We start from the raw sequence: 21,352 nt of genomic DNA on the forward strand, positions 1-21,352 counted from the left end.
TGCTCCCTCCTGAGGTTCTGTGAGATCAGCGGGCACAATATGTATAGCCCGCCTCCCCCACAGTGACGACTCATATAGACAGTACATTTGGGGGACTCGGATCCCAGGAACATAAACGAGAAAGACGAATGTCACAAACAGCAACCCCTCGAAAGACCTCTGAAGTTCTGGATCACGCGGATGACTCGACGTCCGACGCGGAGACGCTAATCGAACTCCTCAGCGACGAGTATGCCCGTCAATTTCTCTCAGCGATCCGGCACGAAGCGAAACCGGCGCGCACTATTGCCGAAGACTGTGGAGCCTCCCGTCCCACTGTCTATCGACGACTCAATCGACTCCAGGAGGCGGGTCTGGTCACCGAACAGATGGAATGTGAAGAAAACGGCCATCACCGTAGAACGTTCTCTGCGACAGTCGAGAACGTCGAGATAATACTCGGAGATGACGGCTTCGAGGCCGTCGTTACAGAATCCAATTCGCCATCTCCCAACAAGTCGTAATTCAGAGGCCGACAGGGGCTCTGTCGGGGTGAGTCTCTAGCACCCCCTCAATGGTGATGATTGGATTCCTGCGTCTTCAGGCCCAGGAGGATGTCAATAGTTCATCTACTAGCGTATGATCGTCAGTGAAAACCTTCTAACAGCCTTGCCCGGCATGTCTCATCAAACCGGTATTCAAGATAGGTAAGATATGCTAATAATTATGAGGCACATGCCGACGAGTCGATGGAGCCAAATCGCTAAACCAGATGGTTCAGATGGGTCGGAGTCTGTGTCGCGCAAGGAATCAAAGCCGAAGTGGTACACTGCTCTTGGCGTAGCGATATAGGCTATCCCAAGTATTGCAATCACAACCGCGCCAATCTGAACGATCGTGTTCACAACAGACCAGTCCTCTGCATAAACTTCAATGTATATGAATCGCTGTGATTCGCCAGTCTTCGGTTACCGGGTAACCGGCTGGATTGTGTCTGAACACGACGCCAATCTTCTGAATTCTTTACCTCTCAGTGTTGTGTTCAGGGTCTGAACGAGAATAACGAACGGAACAAATAGAACACTCAAAACGAATAAAACGAAGGTAACGAATAAGACGAACAAAATGCGCGCAACGATTCTGTTGCTCTGGGGGTACTCACTGGACTGATTGTTGACCGTGTCGAACAAAACGGGCAAAACGAATGAAACGAACGCAATCATCGTAATTTCCTGCCCTTAGAGAAGAATACTCTCCGTACACCCAGATATAACGAATATAACGAACGAAACGAACCACACGAACCGAATGAACGTGTTTCGTTCATTAACCTCCACGAACGAACCCGGGGCTACTTCGAGTTGTTCCCCTCATCAAAGGAAACGCCTTCACCGAGCACATCGAACAAAACGAACGCAATGAGCGAAACGAATGCAACGGCACACATGCGCCCACCGATCAAAACGAACAGGGGGATTTAATATCGGTGTGTTCCTTTCGTCAAGCGATACGCCCTCACCGAACGCATTGAGCGAAACGAACAAAACGAACCAAACGAAAGACATCATTCTATGAACTCTACACGAATCACCGTCGCGAACCAGAAAGGTGGCGCAGGGAAAACAACCGACGTGATCCACACCGGTGGCGCACTATCCGCTCGCGGGCACGACGTCCTCCTCGTCGATATCGATTATCACGGCGGACTCACGTGCTCGCTCGGGTACGAAGACCTGTACTACGATACCGAGCGGACCACGCTGTTCGACGTCCTCGACTTCGAGCAGATGGGGTCTATCAACGACATTGTCGTCGAGCACGAGGAATTCGATATACTTCCGGCCAGTGAGAAACTCGCAAACAACAAGAACATCCAGACACTGCTCGAAGCCCCCAAGAGTCGGGAACGGCTTGGAATGGCGCTCGACGAACTCGAATCCGACTATGACTACATCATCGTCGATACCCCACCATCGCTCAACGTTCTCACCGACAACGCACTGGTCGCGACAGGTAACGTCCTGATCCCCGTGATCCCCGAGAAACTCAACGCCAACAGTCTTCAGATCTTCGCCAAGCAGTTGAGTTCGCTCGAACCAGCCTACGGCGACATCAACCGACTCGCCATCCTCTGCAATCGTGTCGAGCAAAACGGCGAACATCGACGCACGATCGACGAGATCAACGACGCATACTCTCTGCCCGTCTTCGAGATACCGAAGCGGACGGACCTCTCACAATCGATCGGCGACGGCGTCTCCATATTCGGCTTCGGTAAGGAGAACAAGCGTGTCGAAGACGCCCGCGGGCTATTCAACGAAATAGCCGATCTGTTCGACGAGACCTTCGAAAAGGCTGCGACTGAGCAGGTGACAGCATGAGCGACGGCTGGGGGATGCCTCCGGTATCGAGGGCAACTACGATGACGACGACTCCTCGGATACAGATGTAGAGGAGGAACCGGCTGAAGCCAGTTCGTCGACGGCACCGAACGAATCGAGCTCCACGAGTGAATCGACTGCAACGAACGAAACGAACGAAACGAACGAAACGAGCAAAACGAAGACGAACATCAAAGACGAGTGGAACGGCCGGACAATCTATATCCCGGACGGCATTCTTGGCGACCTGGAAGATACTTATCTGGAATCACAACTGAAGCTCAGGAAAGCGGGCCAGGACGAGTTCAAGAAAAATCGGCATTTTTACCCCCTCCTCGTCCAGTTTGGCCTCGAAGGACTCGCCGACGCCGATGCCGATGAACTGCAGAATCGATTATCCGACCTCTGAAAGGAGTAGTGGAGACTCATCCGGGGATTCCTACTCTACTCTGTCAGGGTTCGTTTCGGACTCGATCAGCGCACGCCGGAGGACCGTCAGCAACAGATACGTTTCGTATTTTTGTGTCCGGCAGTGCTCACACGGAGCCATCTCTGCCCCGACCGAATCGAGGACGTCGCCGTACTCGGACCGTAGTTCGGAAGCGAGTTTCGACACCTGAGGCGCAGCGGCGTCGATGAGCGGCCCGAGGTCCTCCAGCGCACCATCCGGTAGCTGGTACGAGAGCACGATCGTATTTGCCCGGTAGTGCTTGGTAGTGCCACCTCGGCGTTCCTCGAGGCGTGCAACGTCGACGAGACCCGCGTCGCGGAGCTCGTTCACGTGATGGCGGACCGTGTTCTCGGTGCGTTCGTACCCCCGGTCGGCTAACTCCTCGCTGATTGCGGCGATCGTCATCTCCGACTCGGCGAGCATATCGAGAATCATTGCTCGCGAAGGTTCGTCGACCGCGCTGGAGATAGCCGGATCGCGGATGGCGACGTCTTCGAGGCCGACGTCGGTGGTGAATTCAGTCATCAACTGAACAGTACAGTAGCCTCCCAGTAGAACCGTTCGGTTCGCTCAGCAAGCCCCAAACGAGCCATTGTACCGGCCCAACAGCTCGTAATTGTATCCAAACATATCATATCGATAATACTTATGGGTCGATGGGTGCTACGTATACTCGTCCAATGAACGAAACACTCCAACTCAGGGTGCTGGATTTTAGCTGTCCAAGCTGTGCGAACACAGTCGAACGAGCGATCGGGAAACTAGATGGGGTTGCAGACGTCGAAGTCCACTTCACGACGGGTCGGGTCGAGGTCGAATACGAAGAATCGGCGGTCGCGACTCGGGATATCGAGACAATTATCGAGAAACAGGGCTACACGCCCCAACCCGCGTGAGCAGCGATGATGGCTCGACTCGAACGAATCAAACTGACAGTCCGACGTAACCGTACCGCGGTAGTGGCGGCGATGAGCGGGCTGTTCTTCGTTGTCGGCTGGGCGCTCGATTTCGCTACGTCCTACCAGACGGCGAGTTCGGTACTCCTCGTCGCCGGGGCAGTCGTTGGCGGATTCGACATCGCAAAGAAGGCGTACTACACGCTTCGGAGCGGGACCGTCGGCATCAACACGCTGGTAACTCTGGCCGCAATCGGTGCGATCCTCATCGGCGAGTTCTGGGAGGCCGCCGGCGTTGTCTTCCTGTTCTCGCTCGGGAACTATCTCGAAGCGCGGACGATGAGTAAGACCCGGACGGCGCTCACGGAGTTGCTGAAATGACACCGGACACGGCGGTGGTTCGCCGTGATGGCGAGCAAGTCGAGATCCCCGCCCGCGAGGTCGAGACTGGCGAAACTGTAATCGTCAAACCCGGAGCCAACATTCCGGTTGACGGCGAGGTCGTCGACGGCGAAAGCGCGGTCGATCAATCCCCTGTCACGGGTGAGAGCGAGCCGGTCCACAAGGCCGCCGGCGACGAGGTCTACGCGGGCACGATCAATCAGGAAGGGGCCATCGAGGTCGTGGCGACGGGGACCGGCACGGATACGACACTCCAGCGGATCATCCGGCGGGTCGAAGCGGCCCAGGAGGCCAAAGCCCCGACCGAGACGATCATCGAACGGTTCGCGAAGTACTACACGCCGAGCATCATCCTGCTGGCTGCGGGAACGTATCTGGTGACCGGCAATGTCATCATGGCGCTGACGCTACTCGTGATCGGCTGTCCGGGTGCGCTCGTCATCGGCCCGCCGGTCAGCATCGTCTCCGCTATCGGGAACGCTGCCCGCAACGGCATCCTGCTGAAAGGTGGCGAACACCTCGAACAGGCCGGCAAGATCGACGTTGTCGCCTTCGACAAGACGGGGACGCTGACGAAAGGGGAGACGGTCGTCGCGGGCGTCAAAGGGTTCGCGGGCGACGCCGAGGAGGCGCTCCGACTCGCTGCGATCGCCGAACAAAAAAGCGAACACCACCTCGCCAGTGCGATTCTCGACGCCGCCCGAACCAGTGGTGAGGGACCGAGCATCGCGACGGATGGCGGCACCGCTGTTCGTGACGTCGACGAGGAGGCTTCCGAGCCATCGATTCCCGAGTCGGATCGCTTCGAGGTGGTTGCCGGCAAAGGAGTCATCGCACGATACGACGGCCACGACATCGCCGTCGGAAATCGGACACTGCTCGACGAACGGGATATCTCGATACCCCCTGCTGTCGCCGACCACGTCCGCGAGCGTGAAGCAGACGGTGAGACGGCTGTTCACGTCGTCCACGACGGCGTTACTGTCGGTGTGATCGCCCTTCGCGACGAACTTCGCGAGACTGCACCGGACGTCGTGCAGGCGCTGAAAGACAGCGGGATACGGACCGTGATGCTCACCGGCGACAACGAGCGGACAGCCCACACAGTGGCCGACCAGGTCGGTATCGACGACTACCGGGCGGAACTCCTCCCCGAAGAGAAACAGGAGGCGATCCAGTCGCTCCAGAGCGAGGAGCACGTCGTCGCGATGGTCGGTGATGGGATCAACGACGCCCCGTCGTTGGCGACCGCCGATGTCGGGATTGCCATGGGTGCGGCCGGCACCGATACCGCCATCGAGACGGCGGATATGGCGCTGATGGCCGACGATCTGGAACGAATCCCGGAGGCAGTGTCGCTCAGTAAGGCGACTCGCCGCAACGTCTTCGAGAACATCGGCATCGCCGTCGCGACGGTCGGCCTGCTACTCGCGGGCGTGTTCACTGGCTACGTCCACATGACCACCGGGATGCTTGGCCATATCGGTAGCGTTCTCCTGGTCATTCTCAACGGGATGCGCCTACTGCAGAGCTAACAGACAACTACCCCGATCTCCACTACAATGATCCAACAGAACGAAAAGAAACAGACGAACTGGAACGTCGAGTACGACACCGTCGAACCGATTCGGCTCCGAGATCCTGTCGCAGAGGCGCTGGCAGTTCTGGGGCCGGGTGATCCGTTCGTCATCAGCTATGCGGACGTCGTCAAGGCGGCCGGTCACTCCTGTCCGACGGCCGCGGGGGCCTTCCGAATTACTCAGATCGGGCTTGGCGCGCTCTATCTCGAGGGAATTCCGGTCCGCGGCGAGATCGAGGTCACCATGGGCGGGCCGAAATCGGATCCCACCTACGGCGTGCTGTCCCGACTCGTCTCGTACATCACCGGGGCCGCCGAGGAGGACGGCTTTGCCGGCCTCGCTGGCGGCTACGGTGGACGTGATGAGTTGCTCGACTTCGGCGAACTAGAGGCTGACGGGCCGACTGTCGCCTTCGAACGAACCGACACGGGCGACCGCGTTACCGTCACCTACCACGTCGACGAGATCCCGGCCGCTGGACCTGCAACGCAGCATCTTCAGAAGATAATCGACGGGAGGGAAACGCCCGAAGAGCGCGCCGCATTTGCCGACGAGTGGCACACTCGCGTCCAGACGATACTGACTGACGACGACTGTTTCACCGTCTCGACGGTCCGGCGGTAGGCGGACCAGAGCTACCAAAATCCGGTGACGTGAGCGTTCCCATTTTGGAGGAACCTATCTCACTTCTCAGAGAGTGATTGCGAACGTGTTCGCAACACGAGCCATGCAGTTACTCCACAGAGTAATGGATACGATGACAGAGATCGATGTCAGGGAGATCCCGCCCAACGAGCGACACGACCGGATCCACGCCACTTTCGACGGCCTCGATGCCGGCGAGACGCTCACGATAATCAACGACCACGAGCCCAAGCCGCTCTACTACGAGATGGCCGCTGAAGTGCCAGCGTTCGACGAAGACGGCTACGATGTCGAGCGCGAGGGCGCGTCGAAGTTCATCGCCCGGTTCCCGAAGGTCGACACTGACACCTCGGACCGAACGGAGCAATGAGCGCGCTTACAGCTTCCCTGACCAACCCAACCAACCGACCACGAGTTATAGACCGATGACAGAAGACACCAGACTCGACCGACGACGATTCGTACAGATCACCGGAGCAGCGGCCGCAAGCATGTTTCTTGCGGGTTGCTCAGGTAGTGCCGACGGTGACGACGGTAGCAACGCAGACAAATTGGGCGACGAACCGGACTACGAAGGCTGGTTCAGCGACGTCAGTAACTATGATGGGACAGTGGACAAGACCGGGAGCGACGAAGCGACCGTCGATGTCGGTGCCGGGAACGGTTTATCATTCGGACCTGCTGCAGTCGCTGTCTCCCCTGGTACGACCGTCGTCTGGGAGTGGACCGGTAAGGGCAGTGACCACAACGTCTCGGCGGAGAACGGTGACTTCGAGAGTGAGACCACAGGTGAAACGGGCTTTACCTTCGAGCACACCTTCGAGGAGTCCGGCGTTCACAAATACGCGTGTACCCCCCACAGATCCGTCGGCATGAAAGGTGCAGTCGTCGTTCAGTGACGTCGAGCGATCACAGATAATATCAACCTATGACACACAGACCACAACAACGACCGAAGACGACGAACGACGACGAGAGCAAAGCGGCATCCGACGAGGAATCCGACTGGCTGCTCCCCGGATTCAAGCGTCGCGACTTCATGAAGGCCGGCGCGGCTGCCGGTGGCCTCGGCGGACTGGCTGGCTGTACCGACCTGCTTGGGGGCGACAACAACGATGGAACGGCTGCTGCAGACGCCAACCACTCGGTTCCACCGGGCGAGCACGACGAGTACTACGCGTTCCTCAGCGGCGGCCAGTCCGGCGGCATCCGCGTCTACGGGCTGCCATCCATGCGCGAACTCGCCCGTATCCCCGTGTTCCAGCCCGATAGCGGGACCGGATACGGCCACGATGACGAATCTCGCGAGATGCTGGAGGAGGCTGGCGGATACACGTGGGGTGACACACACCACCCGCGGATCAGTCAGACCGACGGCGACTACGACGGCCGGTTCGCATACGTCAACGACAAGGCAAACGGTCGGATGGCTCGGATCGATCTGACGTACTTCGAGACGGACGCCATCGTCGATATCCCGAATCAGCAGGGGACCCACGGATCCTGTGCGCAGCTCCCGGACACCGACATCATCTTCGGCGTCGGCGAGTTCCGTATCCCGATGCCGAACGACGGGCGCGACCTCGATGACCCGGACGCCTACGAGTCGGTGCTGGCCGCGATCAACCCCGAGTCGATGAACGTCGAGTGGGAGGTGCGTGTCGACGGCAACATGGACAACGGTGATGGGAGCAAGGAGGGCCGGTACTTCTTCACGACTGGGTACAACAGCGAGGGCGCCGTCACCGAGCAAGGGATGACCCGCTCGGAGCGCGACGACGTCAAGGCGTTCGATATTCCCCGAATCGAGGAGGCCGTCGAGAACGGCGAGTACGAAGTCATCAACGAGGTCCCGGTCGTCGACGGTCGGAAGGACAGCCCGCTCAATCAGGGCGACGACCCCATCGTCACCTACATTCCGACGCCGAAAAGCCCCCACGGCGTCAGTGTGACGCCGGACAACAAGTACGCAATCGCGAGCGGGAAACTCGACCCGACCGCATCAGTCATCGATATCGACATGATCGACGAGGTCGACGACCCGACGGATGCGATTGTCGGGCGCCCCCAGCTTGGCCTCGGGCCGCTCCACACCGCCTACGACGGTCGTGGCCACGCCTACACCACGCTGTTCATCGACTCACAGATCGTCAAGTGGGACATCGAGGAAGCCGTCGAGGCGGAACCAGGGTCCGAGAGTCCAGTGATCGAGAAGCTCGACGTCCACTATAACCCGGGCCACCTGATCGCCGCGGAGTCCTACACCGAAGACCCCGCCGGCGACTGGCTCATCTCGCTGAACAAGCTCTCGAAGGATCGGTTCCTGCCCGTTGGGCCGCAACATCCGGAGAACGACCAGCTCATCTACATTGGCGACGATGAGGCGGGGATGGAACACGTAAAGGACTCGCCCGCACACGCCGAGCCCCACGACGCGTCGATCTGTCACCGCTCGAAGCTCGATCCCGCGGCAACGTACGATCCGGACGACCTCGACCTCGAGTATACCGACGAGGGCGACGAGACGATGGAGCGCGTCGAGGATGACCGCGTCGAGATCAAGATGTACTCGACACGGAACCACTACGGCTTCCAGGAGATGACCGTCAAAGAGGGCGACACTGTCGAGTTACAGGTGACGAACATCGAGTCAACAAGCGACCTGCTCCACTCGGTGGCGATCCCGGAACACGACGTCCACATGCGGGTCGCCCCGCAGGAGACGCGAAAAGTGACGTTCACTGCCGATGACCCCGGCGTCTACTGGATCTACTGCGCGCACTTCTGTAGTGCGCTACACCTGGAGATGCGCTCACGGCTCATCGTCCAGCCGGAGGACTGACTCCATGCGATCATCGCTCGCGCGTTTCATCGAGATCCGGCGGGCGCTACCGCTTCTTGCAGCGGTGCTGCTGATCGCCGCACTGTTGATCCCGGTCTGGGAGATCACGCTCACCGCACCACAGTATCCCGGCGATCCGATGATCATCGAGCTGTACGTGTATCCGCATCTGAGCGGCGATTTTGTCGAGATTCAGGGCCTCAACAAGTACGCTGGGTTCTACTTCCTGATCCGGTGTACGTCGAACCGAACTACGACGTACACGAGAAAGCAATCGACACGCCGGAATGGGTTCTCGGCCCCGTCGTGTACCTCCTGCTTGCACTGACTGGGATATTCGTCTCCCTTGCGCCGACGGTGCGAAAGCTCAAAATGGGCCTGATGGCCCAGTTCGCCGGCACGACGAGTGTCTTTCTGGGTATGTTTGTCCTCATCCAGTACCGCCTGTATCAGGCTGGACATACACTCGACCCCGACGCCCCACTTCGGGGTATCGAGGGGTTTACGCCACCACTGCTCGGAAGCTATGAGGTCGCGAACATCAGCGGATTCGCCTGGTTCGGCCCTGGCGGATACATGACTATCGCCGCCATCGGCCTGCTAGCTATCGCGTACCTTGCCCGGGATACGGAAGCGACTGTTCTGGATCTCCCGGCACTACTGCGGACGATCCCGGAAACAATCCGCGAGAGAGTTACCCACCGCCGCCAGCGGGGGATCATCACGATGACAGGCCAAACGGTACGGAGGACCGAGAAGACCATGCGTAAAAACTCTGCCGAGGTGGGGTTCCTGCTGGCAGTCTGTGCGGTCCTATTTCTCGCACTCGCGGTGCCGGTGTTCGCGGCAGGAAGCGCAACGCCAGCGGAGTCGGATTCCGCCCCCGAGGTCCGGACCGATACCGCTGCGACCTCCGTAACCGCGCCGGAGATGGATGGGACCGCAACCGTCGGAGATGAGCGCTACGAGACGGCAGAAGCAGCGGTCCAGGCGGCGGCTCCGGGCGAGACGGTCGTACTCAACGGCGCGTTCGACGAGCGATTGAACGTCTCGACTGACGACGTCACGGTCACCGCCGGCGACGACGGTGCCGTCCTCGATGGCAGCGGCGAGGAGCGCGTCCTGACGATCAGCGGCGAGAACGTCACCGTCACCGGGCTCTGGATCCGTGCATCCGGTAGCGACATCGGGTCCGAAGACGCCGGCGTGTTCGTCTCGGGCGACGACGCCCGGATCGATACCCTCCGGATCACCGACTCCGCGTTCGGTATCTGGATCGATAGCGCGGACGACGCCGTAATCGAGAACGTCCGTATCGAGGGGCGCGAAGACGTCTATCCGGTCACCGAACGTGGAAACGGCATCCAGCTTTACGAGACGACGGGGACGGTCGTTCGTGACAACGAGATCACGGACGTCCGTGACGGAATCTACTTCACCTGGGCGACGGACGTTCTCGCCGAGAACAATACGATCCACAAGGTCCGATACGGCGTCCACTACATGTACTCGGACGACAACCGCCTCATCGACAACGTCGCGGCCGACAACGGCGTCGGCTACGCGCTCATGGTGAGCGACGGGCTGACGGTGCGGAACAACACCGCGATCCGCAACGGCGACACGAGCGGCCACGGGATTCTGGTCAGGGATATCGAACGCTCCGAAATAAGCGGGAACGTTCTCGTGGACAACGCGAACGGGCTGTACGTATACAACGCACAGGACAACGACCTCACCGACAACCTTGTGCTTGGAAACGACATCGGGATTCACAGTTCCGCCGGCAGCGATGGACAACTCGTCGCCGGAAACAGCTTTATCGGGAACATCGAGGACGTCAAGACGCCGCGGAACTCGCTCGTCGAGTGGAACGCCACTGATCGGGGCAACTACTGGTCCGACGCGAAGACCGCGGATCGAACCGGCGACGGCGTGAGCGAGATCAGATACCGACCGTCAGGACTGGTCGAACAGATCACAGCGGAGCATCCACAGGCGGCCGTCTTCGCGAACAGCCCATCGTTCGAGGCGATCCGACTCGCGGAGAGTTCGTTCCCGGTCATCGAGGCACCGGGAGTTATCGACCGGAAGCCGCTCGTCGAGTCGCCACACGACTGGCAGCAGTACACGGACCGATCCCGATCGGAGGACGACGATTCATGAACGTTCTAGCCACTGACGTCCGCAAGACGTACGACGACGTAACTGCACTCGATGGCCTTTCACTGTCGATTCCGAGCGGTGCCACGTTCGGGGTCCTCGGCACGAATGGAGCCGGTAAATCGACCCTCTTCAGACTGCTTGTCGGCCACGACAGGCCGGATGGGGGAACCATCACCGTTGGCGGGCGGGACGTCACCGAAGAGAGCCGTCAGATCAGAGAGCACATCGGCTATCTGCCGGAGAACATCGGCTTCCCGCCGGCGCTCACCGGTCGAGAGGTATTGGAGTTCCATGCGACCGTTCGAGGACTCCCGGATGACGGTCGGATCGAGCGAGCGGTCGACCGCGTCGGCCTCGACCCGGCGGAAGCCGACAGGGCTGTCTCCGGGTACTCGAACGGGATGCAGCGTCGACTCGGACTCGCGACGGTACTGCTTCCGGATCCCTCCGTGTTGATCCTCGACGAACCGACCGCAGGGCTTGATCCCCGCGGTGTCGACGAGTTCCACCGAATCGTCGAACAGATCAACGACGAGACAAATGCGACAGTCATCTTCTGCTCGCACGCGCTTGCAGAGGTCGAGCGACTCTGTGATCGAGTCGCCATACTCCACGAGGGGAGCGTTTGCACGGCGGGACCGGTCGAGGAGATAGTCGGCGACGCCGTCGACGCCAGCACCGGCCGTTCCGGATTACGGAGAGCGTTCAACGAACTCGTCACGGACACCGGTGCCGAAGCGGCGGCGGAGGTGTCGCGATGACCGACTCGGATCGGCGAGACGTGGAGGCCGATGCTGCTGCGGAGGCCCGCTCTGACGGTGGCCACGCAGATGCACGTCTAAACTCGGGCGAAGCCGCTAACCCGACTACTGAGACGGTCGCTCAGTCGACCGGCAGTGACGGTTACCGGGCAGCACTTCGACACATGTTCACCATCGCGGCCACGGAGTATCGGCTCGCCGTTCGCGGCCGGTGGGCGCTCGCGCTGACAGGGCTGTTCACAGTGTTCGGCGCGATGCTGCTGACGTTCAGCGGCTCGGCCGTCGGCCCGGAGGGGTGGATCGAATCATCGCGTCCCTGACGAGCCTCGTCGTGTACCTGGTTCCGTTGGCGGCGCTGACGTTCGGCTACGACGCTATCGTTGGCCGGGAAGAGGAGGGCTGGCTCGCAGTCGTCTTCTCCCTGCCGGTCCGACGAGGCGAAGTAGTCGTCGGGAACTATCTGGGCCGATTACTCGTGCTTGCCGGATCGATGGTTCTCGGGTTCGGATTTTCCGGGTTCTTGCTCGTCCGCGAGTACGGGACGGCCCGATGGAGCGCGTTTCTGACCTTTCTCGTTGCGACAGTCGCCGTTGGCGCAGTGTTTCTCGCGCTCGCCGTCCTGCTCTCGACTATCGCCCGGGAGAAGACCCATGCACTCGGTGCCGCGCTCTTGGTCTGGGTCTGGTTCGTCCTCGTCCACGACCTCATCGCTCTGGGCGTTCTCGCGGCGTTTACGCTTCCCGACGTCGTCCTCTCGGCGCTCGTGGTTGCAAACCCGGTAAGCGTCTTCCGCGTGCTGGTGTTGAGCGAGCTGGGACGGCCGCCGGAGGCGGGTTCACCGCTGCACTCGCTGGAGCGGGGCTCTCACAGGCGCTTCTCATCGGTGCGCTCCTCGTCTGGTGTATCCTCCCTGTGGCATCGGCGTCTTGGCTCGTCAGGCGACGCCGACTCTGATCCACGTCCTCGCGTGGCCCCTTCGAGAAACGAACGCTACGGATCATCTCGGGGGAAGAACGACCATTCACCCGAACGGCTTCGGCACCTTTCCGGCGACGCCGAAGCGCTACCCGAATACCGTGAGCGAGTCGCCAGGGACCACCCGACGGTACTTAAATAACCGAATAGTTCGGGAGTAGATACCTGCAGGATTCGGACGAACTCATAGTCATGGGCATACCCTTCCGCTTGACGGTAGCCAGTATATCTTGGCGACCCGGTCCCCGTTCACGGGAAGACAGGTCTTGCGCCGCCCCCGGGACGGCGCTGGCCGTTTCTTGCGACGGAGTACTGTCGATCGAACGACGGAGTCAGACACTGCACAGACCAATGGATAGACGAGCTATCGTAATCGTCCTCGTGGTGCTCGCGGTGTTGATTCCGACGTGGTTCGTCGCGATGCACGGTGAACCACCGTCCGAGGAGATCCGAATCGATCAGAGCGTGAGCGAGATCCAGCCACTCGATGGAGTCGTCGATACCCCGAACAAGCTCTCGCCGAGTCAGGTTGGCGTCATCGTCTGGGTCGCGCTGTTCGGCCTGTTGGGCGTCGTCTCGTTCTTCCATCGGTTCATGAACGAGGCGGCCCGGCCGACCGAGGAGAGTGGCGGATCGGCAGACACGACTGCCGCGGACGGCGGCACGACTGGTAGCGCACCGCATGCGCGAACGACCGTACCGTGGCTGGAAACCGAGCACCGCTGGATCGTCGAGTACAAAGACGCGAGCGACGCCAAAACGGGACTGATTGCGATGGGCGGCCTCACCGTCCTCGCAATCACGTTCGCGGCGCTGTTTACCGTGGAGTATCTCACCCTCGCTCGCACCCAGTACTTCGGATTCTACACGTTCGGCATGTTCATGTCGCTCACTGGCTCGACAGTCTCGTACTACGCGTGGTTCATGCCCCACGTCGAAGTCGCCGAACGGAGGGATCACTGATGACGGAGGATACCAACGACTCACGACCGACGGCGAACCGAACCCACACCGACGGACACCTGCACCCGGACGGCGGTGGCAACAGCGAGGTCGACGACTGCACCGAGACGGACGCGTGTGATGCCTGCCCTGACGGTAAGGGCCCTGATATCGAGCCGAGCATCTACGAACCGTTCTGGGAGGACACTCGAGCGGCACTCGAACGGCGCGACTACGCAAAGCTCCTCGCGACAGTCGGCGGACTCACCGCACTCGGGAGCCTCATCGTCCCGGTCTCCGGCCTCACGCAGGTCTTCGACCGCAAGTACCAGGGGCCGGTCTACTCCGAGGGCGTCCCGCTCGTCGACGAGACGGGTGCCCGGATCGCTGAGGACACACTCGACGTGGGCACGCAGTTAACGGTGTTTCCGGAGCCACGACCCGGAATCGGGGACGCCCCGACGATCCTCGTTCGGTTCGAGGAGTCGGCCTACGGCGACGACGTCCGCGACGAGTACACGGTCGGCGGCTACGCCGCGTTCTCGAAAGTGTGTACGCACGCCGGCTGTATGGTCGACGACCGTGACGGCGACGTCCTCGTCTGTCCGTGTCACTCCGGACGGTTCGACCCGTTCACCGGTGCACAGGTCGTCGGTGGGCCGCCGCCACGAGCGCTCCCGCAACTTCCGATCACGATATCGGGTGATGGCTATCTCGTTGCGACCGCCGATTTTCAGGGGCCAGTCGGCCCCGGAGGTGACTGATGTCTCGACTCGAAGCCGCCTACGACTGGGCCGACGACCGGCTAGACCTCGACGACGCGCAGGACTTCATGGGGAAGGCGTTCCCCGCGGAGGACTCGTTCCTCCTCGGCGAGGTGGCGCTGTTCTGTTTCCTCATCCTCGCCGCGACGGGCATCTTCCTCGCGTTCTTCTACGAACCGAGCACGACAGCCGTCGAGTACGAGGGCAGCGTCGCGCAGTATCAGGGTCAGGAACTCCCTGCGGCGTTCAAGAGCGTTCTCAACATCACGTACGACGTCGAGTTCGGGATGTTCATCCGGCGGCTCCATCACTGGGCCGCACACCTGTTCGTGGCGTCGATAGCGCTTCACATGCTCCGCGTGTTCTTCACGGGCGCGTACCGCAACCCTCGCGAGCCGAACTGGGTCGTCGGCACCGGTCTCGCCGGACTGGCTATGTTCGCCGCCTACACCGGGTACGCGCTCCCCTACGACGAGTTCGCGAGCACCGCCGTCGGCATCGGCTACAACGTGGCGAGTTCGATCCCGATCCTTGGCGATCCCATCGCGAGCATCATCTTCGGCGGATCGTTCCCGACCAGCGCGACGATACCGCGGCTGTACTTCCTGCACGTCTTCGTCATCCCGGCGGCCATCGCGGCCCTGATCGCCGTGCACATGTTCATTCTCATCCGGCAGAAACACACCGAGGGCGTCCGTGACGAGGACGTCGTCGGGCCGATGCCGGCGGACGCCAGTTCGGAGAGCCCATCGGTCGAGGCAACCGACGGCGGCGTCGAGACCGTCGACAAGGACGACGACAGCATCGTGATCGGTCTGCCTGCGTTTCCGAACCAGGCCGCCGTGAGCGCGATGGTGTTCTTCGTCACGATGGCGTTCCTCTCGTTACTGGCCGGTCTGCTACCCGTGCACAACATCGCAGAGTATGGCCCCAACGATCCGGCGGCGACGCCCTCGCTCATCATGCCGGACTGGTTCCTGATGTGGGGGTACGGCTTCCTCAAACTCGTCCCCTCCTGGCTGAGTTTCGACCTGCTGGGCGTCCACTTCAGTTCGGAGTTCATCGGCGGGCTTCTGGTGCCCGGTATCGTGTTCGCGCTCGTCGTCGTCTGGCCCTTTATCGACCGGACGGACGAGCCGGAGCACTTCAGCCGGAACCCGCTCAACCACCCGTTCCCCACTGCCGTCGGCATCGCCGCCATCACGTTCATCATGGTCGCATCGGTTGCCGGGATGGACGTGATCCTCGCCGAGGTACTCGGCACGTCGACCGCCGCGCTCAGATCGTTCCTGATCGGAGCACTCGTTCTCGTTCCGACCCTATCGGGCGCCATCACCTACGCCGTCCTCGGTGGATGGGAGGACGAGGAACCGCCGGGCAACGAGAAGAGCGCAGCAGGCGACCGACCGGAGCGCCCCAACGAGGGTGTAGCCGACGATAGCGAGGTGGCGAGCGATGACTGACGCGACCGCTACCCGCGGGCCCGCACTGACCCCGCGTCGCTACCGCTGGGTGGACCGGCTGACGAAACTAACCGGCCTGGCGCTGATCTCCGTCGGATTCCATACGGGCATCACGACGCTTGCCGGTCTCGTGCTTGTGCTGCTCGGCCTCATCTCTGGCCTCGTAACTGTACTTATTGACAAACAATGACTGACTCAACCGACCCTACTGACGAACAAGCAACTGACGGCCTCGATACCGCCCGCCGTGACTTCCTCAAGGGAGCCGGCGCAGCCACCGTCGTCGGCGCAACCGGCCTCGGCATCGCCGACGACCTCCTGCAGATGGACGGTCTCGACGTCGTCGACGATCCGATCGGCAACTACCCGTATCGCGACTGGGAGGACCTCTACCGCGAGGAGTGGGACTGGGACAGCAAGGCCCGGTCCACGCACAGCGTCAACTGCACTGGCAGTTGCTCGTGGCAGGTGTACACGCGAAACGGGCAGGTGTGGCGCGAGGAACAGGCCGGTGACTACCCGCGCTTCGACGAGTCGCTCCCCGACCCGAACCCCCGGGGCTGTCAGAAAGGCGCGTGTTTCAGCGACTACGTGAACGCCGACCAGCGCGTTACGCATCCCCTGAAAAGCGTCGGAGAGCGGGGGAACGGGCAGTGGAAACGGATCTCATGGGACGAAGCGCTCACCGAGATAGCGGAGGAGGTCATCGACACCGTTCAGGACGAGGAGTACGACGCTATCAGCGGGTTCACGCCGATTCCCGCGATGAGTCCAGTCTCCTTTGCCTCCGGCAGTCGCCTCGTGAACCTCCTTGGCGGCGTCAGCCACTCGTTTTACGACTGGTACTCGGATCTGCCGCCGGGCCAGCCGATCACGTGGGGTACCCAGACCGACAACGCCGAGAGCGCGGACTGGTACAACGCCGACTACATCATCGCGTGGGGGTCGAACATCAACGTCACCCGGATCCCCGACGCGAAGTACTTCCTCGAAGCGGGCTACGACGGCGCGAAACGCGTCGGCATCTTCACCGACTACAGCCAGACGGCGATCCACTGCGACGAATGGATCGGCCCCGAACCTGGCAGCGACACCGCGCTCGCGCTCGGAATGGCCCGCACCATCGTCGACGAGGGACTGTACGACGAGGCCCATCTCAAAGAGCAGACGGATATGCCCCTGCTCGTCCGGGAGGACACCGGGAAGTTCCTTCGCGCAAGCGAGGTGCCCGGGCTGGACGTCGACGCCGACCGACCGGAGAAGGTGTTCGTCATGCAGGCCGCGGACGGCACTCTCCAGACTGCACCGGGGTCTCTCGGCGAGCGGGACGGTCAGCACGACCACTCTGTGAGCATCGAACTCGACTTCGATCCGGATCTCGCCGTCGAGCGCGACGTCTCGACAACCGACGGCACCGTCGAGACGCGCTCGGTCTGGCTCAACCTCCGCGAGGAACTCTCGGAGTACACGCCCGAGCAGGTCAACGAGATCACGGGCGTCGGCGTCGAGACCCACCAGAAGATCGCCCGCGAGTTCGCCGCGGTCGACCGCGCGAAGATCATCCACGGGAAGGGGGTCAACGACTGGTACCACAACGATCTGGGGAACCGCGCGATCCAGTTGCTCGTCACGCTGACGGGGAACCTCGGCCGACAGGGAACTGGTCTCGACCACTACGTCGGCCAGGAGAAGATCTGGACGTTCAACGGCTGGAAATCGCTCTCCTTCCCAACCGGGAGCGTCCGGGGCGTCCCGACGACCCTCTGGACGTACTACCACTCCGGCATCATGGAGAACACGGACCCCGACACCGCCGAGAAGATTCAGCACTCTATCGACGAGGGCTGGATGCCACTCTACCCGAGTGAGCGGGATACCGGCACCCGTCCTGATCCCCGGATGATGTTCATCTGGCGAGGGAACTTCTTCAATCAGGCCAAGGGTAACATTGCTGTCGAAGAAGAACTCTGGCCGAAACTGGATCTCGTCGTCGACATCAACTTCCGGATGGACTCGACCGCGCTCAACAGCGATATCGTCCTGCCGACGGCGAGCCACTACGAGAAACACGACCTCTCGGTCACGGATATGCACTCGTACGTGCATCCGTTCACGCCCGCCGTCGAGCCGCTGGGCGAGTCAAAGACCGACTGGCAGATCTTCCGCGAAATCGCCGCGAAGATCCAGGAACTCGCCGAAGAGCGGGGGATCGAGCCCATCGGAGACAGGAAGTTCGACCGGGATATCGATCTGCAGTCGGTCCACGACGACTACGTCCGCGACTGGCTCGACGAGGAACCGGGCGGGCTCGAAGAGGACCGAGCCGCCGCGGAGTTCATCCTCGAACACTCCGAGGAGTCGAACCCCGAGGACACCGAGGAACAGATAACGTTCGACGACATCGACGAACAGCCCCAGCGGCTTCTCGAAGCGGGCGACCATTGGACCTCGGATATCGAGGACGGCGAGGCGTACACCCCGTGGCAGGACTACGTACAGGACAAGAACCCATGGCCGACGTTCACGGGCCGCCAGCAGTACTACATCGACCACGACTGGTTCCTCGAACTCGACGAAGCCCTGCCGACCCACAAGGAAGGGCCGGTGCTTCAGGAGAAATCGGAGTACCCGCTCGGCTACAACACACCACACAGTCGGTGGTCGATCCACTCGACCTGGCGTGACGACACCAAGATGCTTCGCCTACAGCGTGGGGAGCCGACCGTCTTCCTGAACCCCGACGACGCCGAAGAACGCGGCATCGAGGACGGCGATATGGTTCGCGTGTACAACGACCTCGACTCCGTCGAGGTACAGGCGAAGCTGTATCCGAGCGGCGAACCCGGGACTGTCCGGCACTTCTTTAGCTGGGAGCGGTTCCAGTACCCCGACCGGAACAACTTCAACTCGCTCGTTCCGATGTACATGAAGCCGACACAGCTGGTCCAGTATCCCGAGGACACGGGCGAGCACCTGCACTTCTTCCCGAACTACTGGGGACCGACCGGTGTGAACAGCGACGTTCGCATCGAAGTCGAGAAAGTCGAGAGCGCCGAGAGCCAGGAGTCGGTCGACGGCAGCGGCGTCCTCGATGGGATCACGGGATTACTCGGGGGTGACGACTGATGAGCCAGTCCGATGACACCGGCGTCGACCTGGCCGACGGCATCGACCACCAGGTTGCGATGGTGATGGACCTGAACAAGTGTATCGGCTGTCAGACGTGTACAATCGCGTGCAAGACCAACTGGACCGAATCCGGCGGCCGCGAGTACATGTACTGGAACAACGTGGAGACCAAGCCCGGTGCCGGCTATCCGCGGGACTGGGAGGAACTCGGCGGTGGCTGGGACGAGGAGGGTGAAGAACGCACACCCGGCGAGTTGCCCGATCAGGAGGACTACGGTCGGGCGTGGGAGTTCAACCATGAGGCGATCATGTACGAGGGCAGCGACGAGCCGCTTCGTCCCCTCGAAAACGCGGACTGGGGCCCGAACTGGGACGAGGACGAGGGGGCGGGCGAGTACCCGAACTCCTATTACTTCTATCTCCCCCGGATCTGCAACCACTGTACCCACCCCTCCTGCGTGGAGGCCTGCCCGCGCTCGGCCATCTACAAGCGCGAGGAGGACGGTATCGTCCTCGTCGATCAGGACCGCTGTCGGGGCTACCGCTACTGCGTCGAGGGGTGTCCCTACAAGAAGGTGTACTACAACGCCCAGACGAAGACCAGCGAGAAGTGTATCTTTTGTTACCCGCGCATCGAGGGCGAGGGTCCCGAGGGCGAAGTTCGACCGCCATCGTGTGCCGAGGACTGCCCGCCACAGCTTCGTCACGTCGGCTTCCTCGACGACGAAGAGGGGCCAATCCACAAACTCGTCAACGAGTACGAGGTCGCCGTCCGCCTGCATCCGGAGTACCGGACCGAGCCGAACGTCTACTACATCCCGCCGTTCGCGCCCCCGCAGACGTCCGAGAGCGGGGAGACGGTCGATGCCGAGCGCATCCCGCGGGACTACCTCGAAGAACTGTTCGGGTCGCAGGTCAACGAAGCGCTGAACACGATCAGCCGCGAGCGCGACCGTGTCAGACGCGGCGAGGAGAGTGAACTCATGAACCTACTTACGACCGTCAACAACGACGATCAGTACCGCCTGGAGGTGTTCGCCGATGACGACTGAGGAGTCTGGGCTCGCTCGCCTCGGGACACGGGAACTCGTGCTTGCCGCCGTGCTCGCGCTTGCTATCGCGACGTCGGCCGTGGCATTCCCGATGCTCGTCGACGCGCGCCCAGCCTACGAGATTCCAGTCGATCAGCAGGGTGATCCGGCCGATCTGGCCGAACCGACCGGGGACGCCTGGGAGGAAGTGCCGGCCGCGAGCGTCCCGATGAGTAGTGCTGGCGCGGCCGTACCGGGGGCGACGACACCGCCATCGAGGGCGCGCGCGTCGAGGCGGCACGCACGAGCGATCAACTGTACATCAGGCTCTCCTGGGGCGATACGAGCGAGAATCGGTCGACTGAATCCCTCAACGAGTTCGCGGACGCCGCCGCCGTACAGCTACCGGCGAACGGGACCGACCGACCGCCGATCGCGATGGGTTCGACCAGTAATCCTGTGAACGTCTGGTACTGGTCCGGGGACAATACCTCCGAGGCGCTTCTCGCCGGCGGGGCTGGCACCACGACCGAGATAGAGGAGACGACCCTTGAGACCGCCGCGACCCACGAGGACGGCCGGTGGAACGTCGTGTTCACGCGACCGCTCGCCGCCGATGGCGAGAACGTGGCAGACGCCACTGCGACCAACGAGATGGACGTCGCCTTTGCGGTCTGGGAGGGATCGAACGCCGAACGGTCCGGACAGAAGGCAACGACTGAATGGTACTATCTTGCGCTCGAACCCGACACGAGCGCCGCACCGTACGAGACGATCCTCTGGACAGTGGCGGGACTCGCCATCGTCCTCACGACGCTCGTAACGATCGAGGGCGTCAGACGAACGCGGGGTGACTGAGCATGTCCGAACCGACTCCGGACCGTGATAGCTCCCGTCCCGCTGTCGATATCGACACCGAGGCGCTGACACCGCGACCGGAGCGCG

Annotated in this window: 16 protein-coding genes and 5 pseudogenes; 20 read left to right on the forward strand and 1 reads right to left on the reverse strand. The window is 61.5% G+C overall.

Annotated features, from left to right (window positions below; all coding sequences use genetic code 11):
- The first annotated feature begins 128 nt into the window (after positions 1-128).
- The 3 genes and pseudogenes from ACFQH2_RS17670 (at position 129) to ACFQH2_RS17680 (ending at position 2,769) form a co-directional block, all read left to right on the forward strand.
- A complete protein-coding gene (locus tag ACFQH2_RS17670; RefSeq protein ID WP_377050429.1) occupies positions 129-503 on the forward strand; it encodes a winged helix-turn-helix domain-containing protein in 375 nt (124 codons plus the stop codon).
- A 1,047-nt stretch (positions 504-1,550) separates the two neighbouring features.
- Positions 1,551-2,360 (forward strand): ParA family protein, encoded by an 810-nt coding sequence (locus ACFQH2_RS17675; protein WP_377050431.1) that lies wholly within the window; start codon positions 1,551-1,553, stop codon positions 2,358-2,360.
- Positions 2,357-2,769 (forward strand): annotated as a pseudogene (locus ACFQH2_RS17680) (hypothetical protein). The gene ACFQH2_RS17675 and the pseudogene ACFQH2_RS17680 overlap by 4 nt, the downstream one beginning before the upstream one ends.
- 30 nt (positions 2,770-2,799) lie before the next feature.
- On the opposite strand, the gene ACFQH2_RS17685 reads toward ACFQH2_RS17680, so the two are convergent.
- The gene (locus tag ACFQH2_RS17685; protein ID WP_377050435.1) at positions 2,800-3,336 is read right to left on the reverse strand and encodes a winged helix-turn-helix domain-containing protein; all 537 of its coding nucleotides are present in this window, start codon (positions 3,334-3,336) and stop codon (positions 2,800-2,802) included.
- Positions 3,337-3,491: 155 nt separating this feature from the next.
- On the opposite strand from ACFQH2_RS17685, the gene ACFQH2_RS17690 reads away from it, so the two are divergent.
- From ACFQH2_RS17690 to ACFQH2_RS17770, 17 genes and pseudogenes are all read left to right on the forward strand, one after another.
- The gene (locus tag ACFQH2_RS17690) at positions 3,492-3,707 is read left to right on the forward strand and encodes a heavy-metal-associated domain-containing protein (RefSeq protein WP_377050437.1); all 216 of its coding nucleotides are present in this window, start codon (positions 3,492-3,494) and stop codon (positions 3,705-3,707) included.
- Between the two features lie 9 nt (positions 3,708-3,716).
- Positions 3,717-5,644 (forward strand): annotated as a pseudogene (locus ACFQH2_RS17695) (heavy metal translocating P-type ATPase).
- Between the two features lie 27 nt (positions 5,645-5,671).
- Positions 5,672-6,313: a hypothetical protein gene (locus ACFQH2_RS17700; protein ID WP_377050441.1), complete on the forward strand. Its 642-nt coding sequence runs from the start codon at positions 5,672-5,674 to the stop codon at positions 6,311-6,313.
- A gap of 133 nt (positions 6,314-6,446) precedes the next feature.
- Positions 6,447-6,704: a DUF2249 domain-containing protein gene (locus tag ACFQH2_RS17705; RefSeq protein WP_377050443.1), complete on the forward strand. Its 258-nt coding sequence runs from the start codon at positions 6,447-6,449 to the stop codon at positions 6,702-6,704.
- A 55-nt stretch (positions 6,705-6,759) separates the two neighbouring features.
- Positions 6,760-7,233: a halocyanin domain-containing protein gene (locus ACFQH2_RS17710; RefSeq protein ID WP_377050445.1), complete on the forward strand. Its 474-nt coding sequence runs from the start codon at positions 6,760-6,762 to the stop codon at positions 7,231-7,233.
- A gap of 29 nt (positions 7,234-7,262) precedes the next feature.
- The gene (gene nosZ / locus ACFQH2_RS17715) at positions 7,263-9,176 is read left to right on the forward strand and encodes a TAT-dependent nitrous-oxide reductase (protein WP_377050447.1); all 1,914 of its coding nucleotides are present in this window, start codon (positions 7,263-7,265) and stop codon (positions 9,174-9,176) included.
- Between the two features lie 4 nt (positions 9,177-9,180).
- Positions 9,181-9,875, forward strand: a pseudogene (locus tag ACFQH2_RS17720) (hypothetical protein); the annotation flags it as partial.
- A 63-nt stretch (positions 9,876-9,938) separates the two neighbouring features.
- Positions 9,939-11,342, forward strand: a complete 1,404-nt coding sequence (gene nosD / locus ACFQH2_RS17725) for a nitrous oxide reductase family maturation protein NosD (RefSeq protein ID WP_377050451.1) — start codon at positions 9,939-9,941, stop codon at positions 11,340-11,342.
- Entirely contained in the window at positions 11,339-12,103 is a 765-nt protein-coding gene (locus tag ACFQH2_RS17730; protein ID WP_377050453.1) for an ABC transporter ATP-binding protein, read from the forward strand. The genes nosD and ACFQH2_RS17730 overlap by 4 nt, the downstream gene beginning before the upstream one ends.
- Positions 12,100-13,057 (forward strand): annotated as a pseudogene (locus ACFQH2_RS17735) (ABC transporter permease). The gene ACFQH2_RS17730 and the pseudogene ACFQH2_RS17735 overlap by 4 nt, the downstream one beginning before the upstream one ends.
- 372 nt (positions 13,058-13,429) lie before the next feature.
- On the forward strand, positions 13,430-14,041 hold the full coding sequence (locus ACFQH2_RS17740) for a hypothetical protein (RefSeq protein ID WP_377050457.1): 612 nt from the start codon (positions 13,430-13,432) through the stop codon (positions 14,039-14,041).
- On the forward strand, positions 14,041-14,784 hold the full coding sequence (locus ACFQH2_RS17745) for a ubiquinol-cytochrome c reductase iron-sulfur subunit (protein ID WP_377050458.1): 744 nt from the start codon (positions 14,041-14,043) through the stop codon (positions 14,782-14,784). Before ACFQH2_RS17740 ends, ACFQH2_RS17745 begins: the two co-directional genes overlap by 1 nt.
- Complete coding sequence (locus ACFQH2_RS17750; RefSeq protein ID WP_377050460.1) at positions 14,784-16,247, forward strand: cytochrome b; 1,464 nt, start codon at positions 14,784-14,786, stop codon at positions 16,245-16,247. The genes ACFQH2_RS17745 and ACFQH2_RS17750 overlap by 1 nt, the downstream gene beginning before the upstream one ends.
- Entirely contained in the window at positions 16,240-16,437 is a 198-nt protein-coding gene (locus tag ACFQH2_RS17755) for a hypothetical protein (protein WP_377050462.1), read from the forward strand. Before ACFQH2_RS17750 ends, ACFQH2_RS17755 begins: the two co-directional genes overlap by 8 nt.
- On the forward strand, positions 16,434-19,373 hold the full coding sequence (locus ACFQH2_RS17760; RefSeq protein ID WP_377050464.1) for a molybdopterin-dependent oxidoreductase: 2,940 nt from the start codon (positions 16,434-16,436) through the stop codon (positions 19,371-19,373). The genes ACFQH2_RS17755 and ACFQH2_RS17760 overlap by 4 nt, the downstream gene beginning before the upstream one ends.
- Positions 19,373-20,428 carry a 4Fe-4S dicluster domain-containing protein gene (locus ACFQH2_RS17765; RefSeq protein WP_377050466.1) on the forward strand — a complete coding sequence of 352 codons (1,056 nt, stop codon included), beginning with the start codon at positions 19,373-19,375 and terminating at the stop codon, positions 20,426-20,428. Before ACFQH2_RS17760 ends, ACFQH2_RS17765 begins: the two co-directional genes overlap by 1 nt.
- A pseudogene (locus tag ACFQH2_RS17770) lies at positions 20,418-21,265 on the forward strand (ethylbenzene dehydrogenase-related protein). The gene ACFQH2_RS17765 and the pseudogene ACFQH2_RS17770 overlap by 11 nt, the downstream one beginning before the upstream one ends.
- The last annotated feature ends 87 nt before the right edge of the window (positions 21,266-21,352 follow it).

This window comes from Natronoarchaeum sp. GCM10025703, from assembly GCF_042661985.1.
Taxonomy (GTDB): Archaea; Halobacteriota; Halobacteria; order Halobacteriales; family Natronoarchaeaceae; genus Natranaeroarchaeum.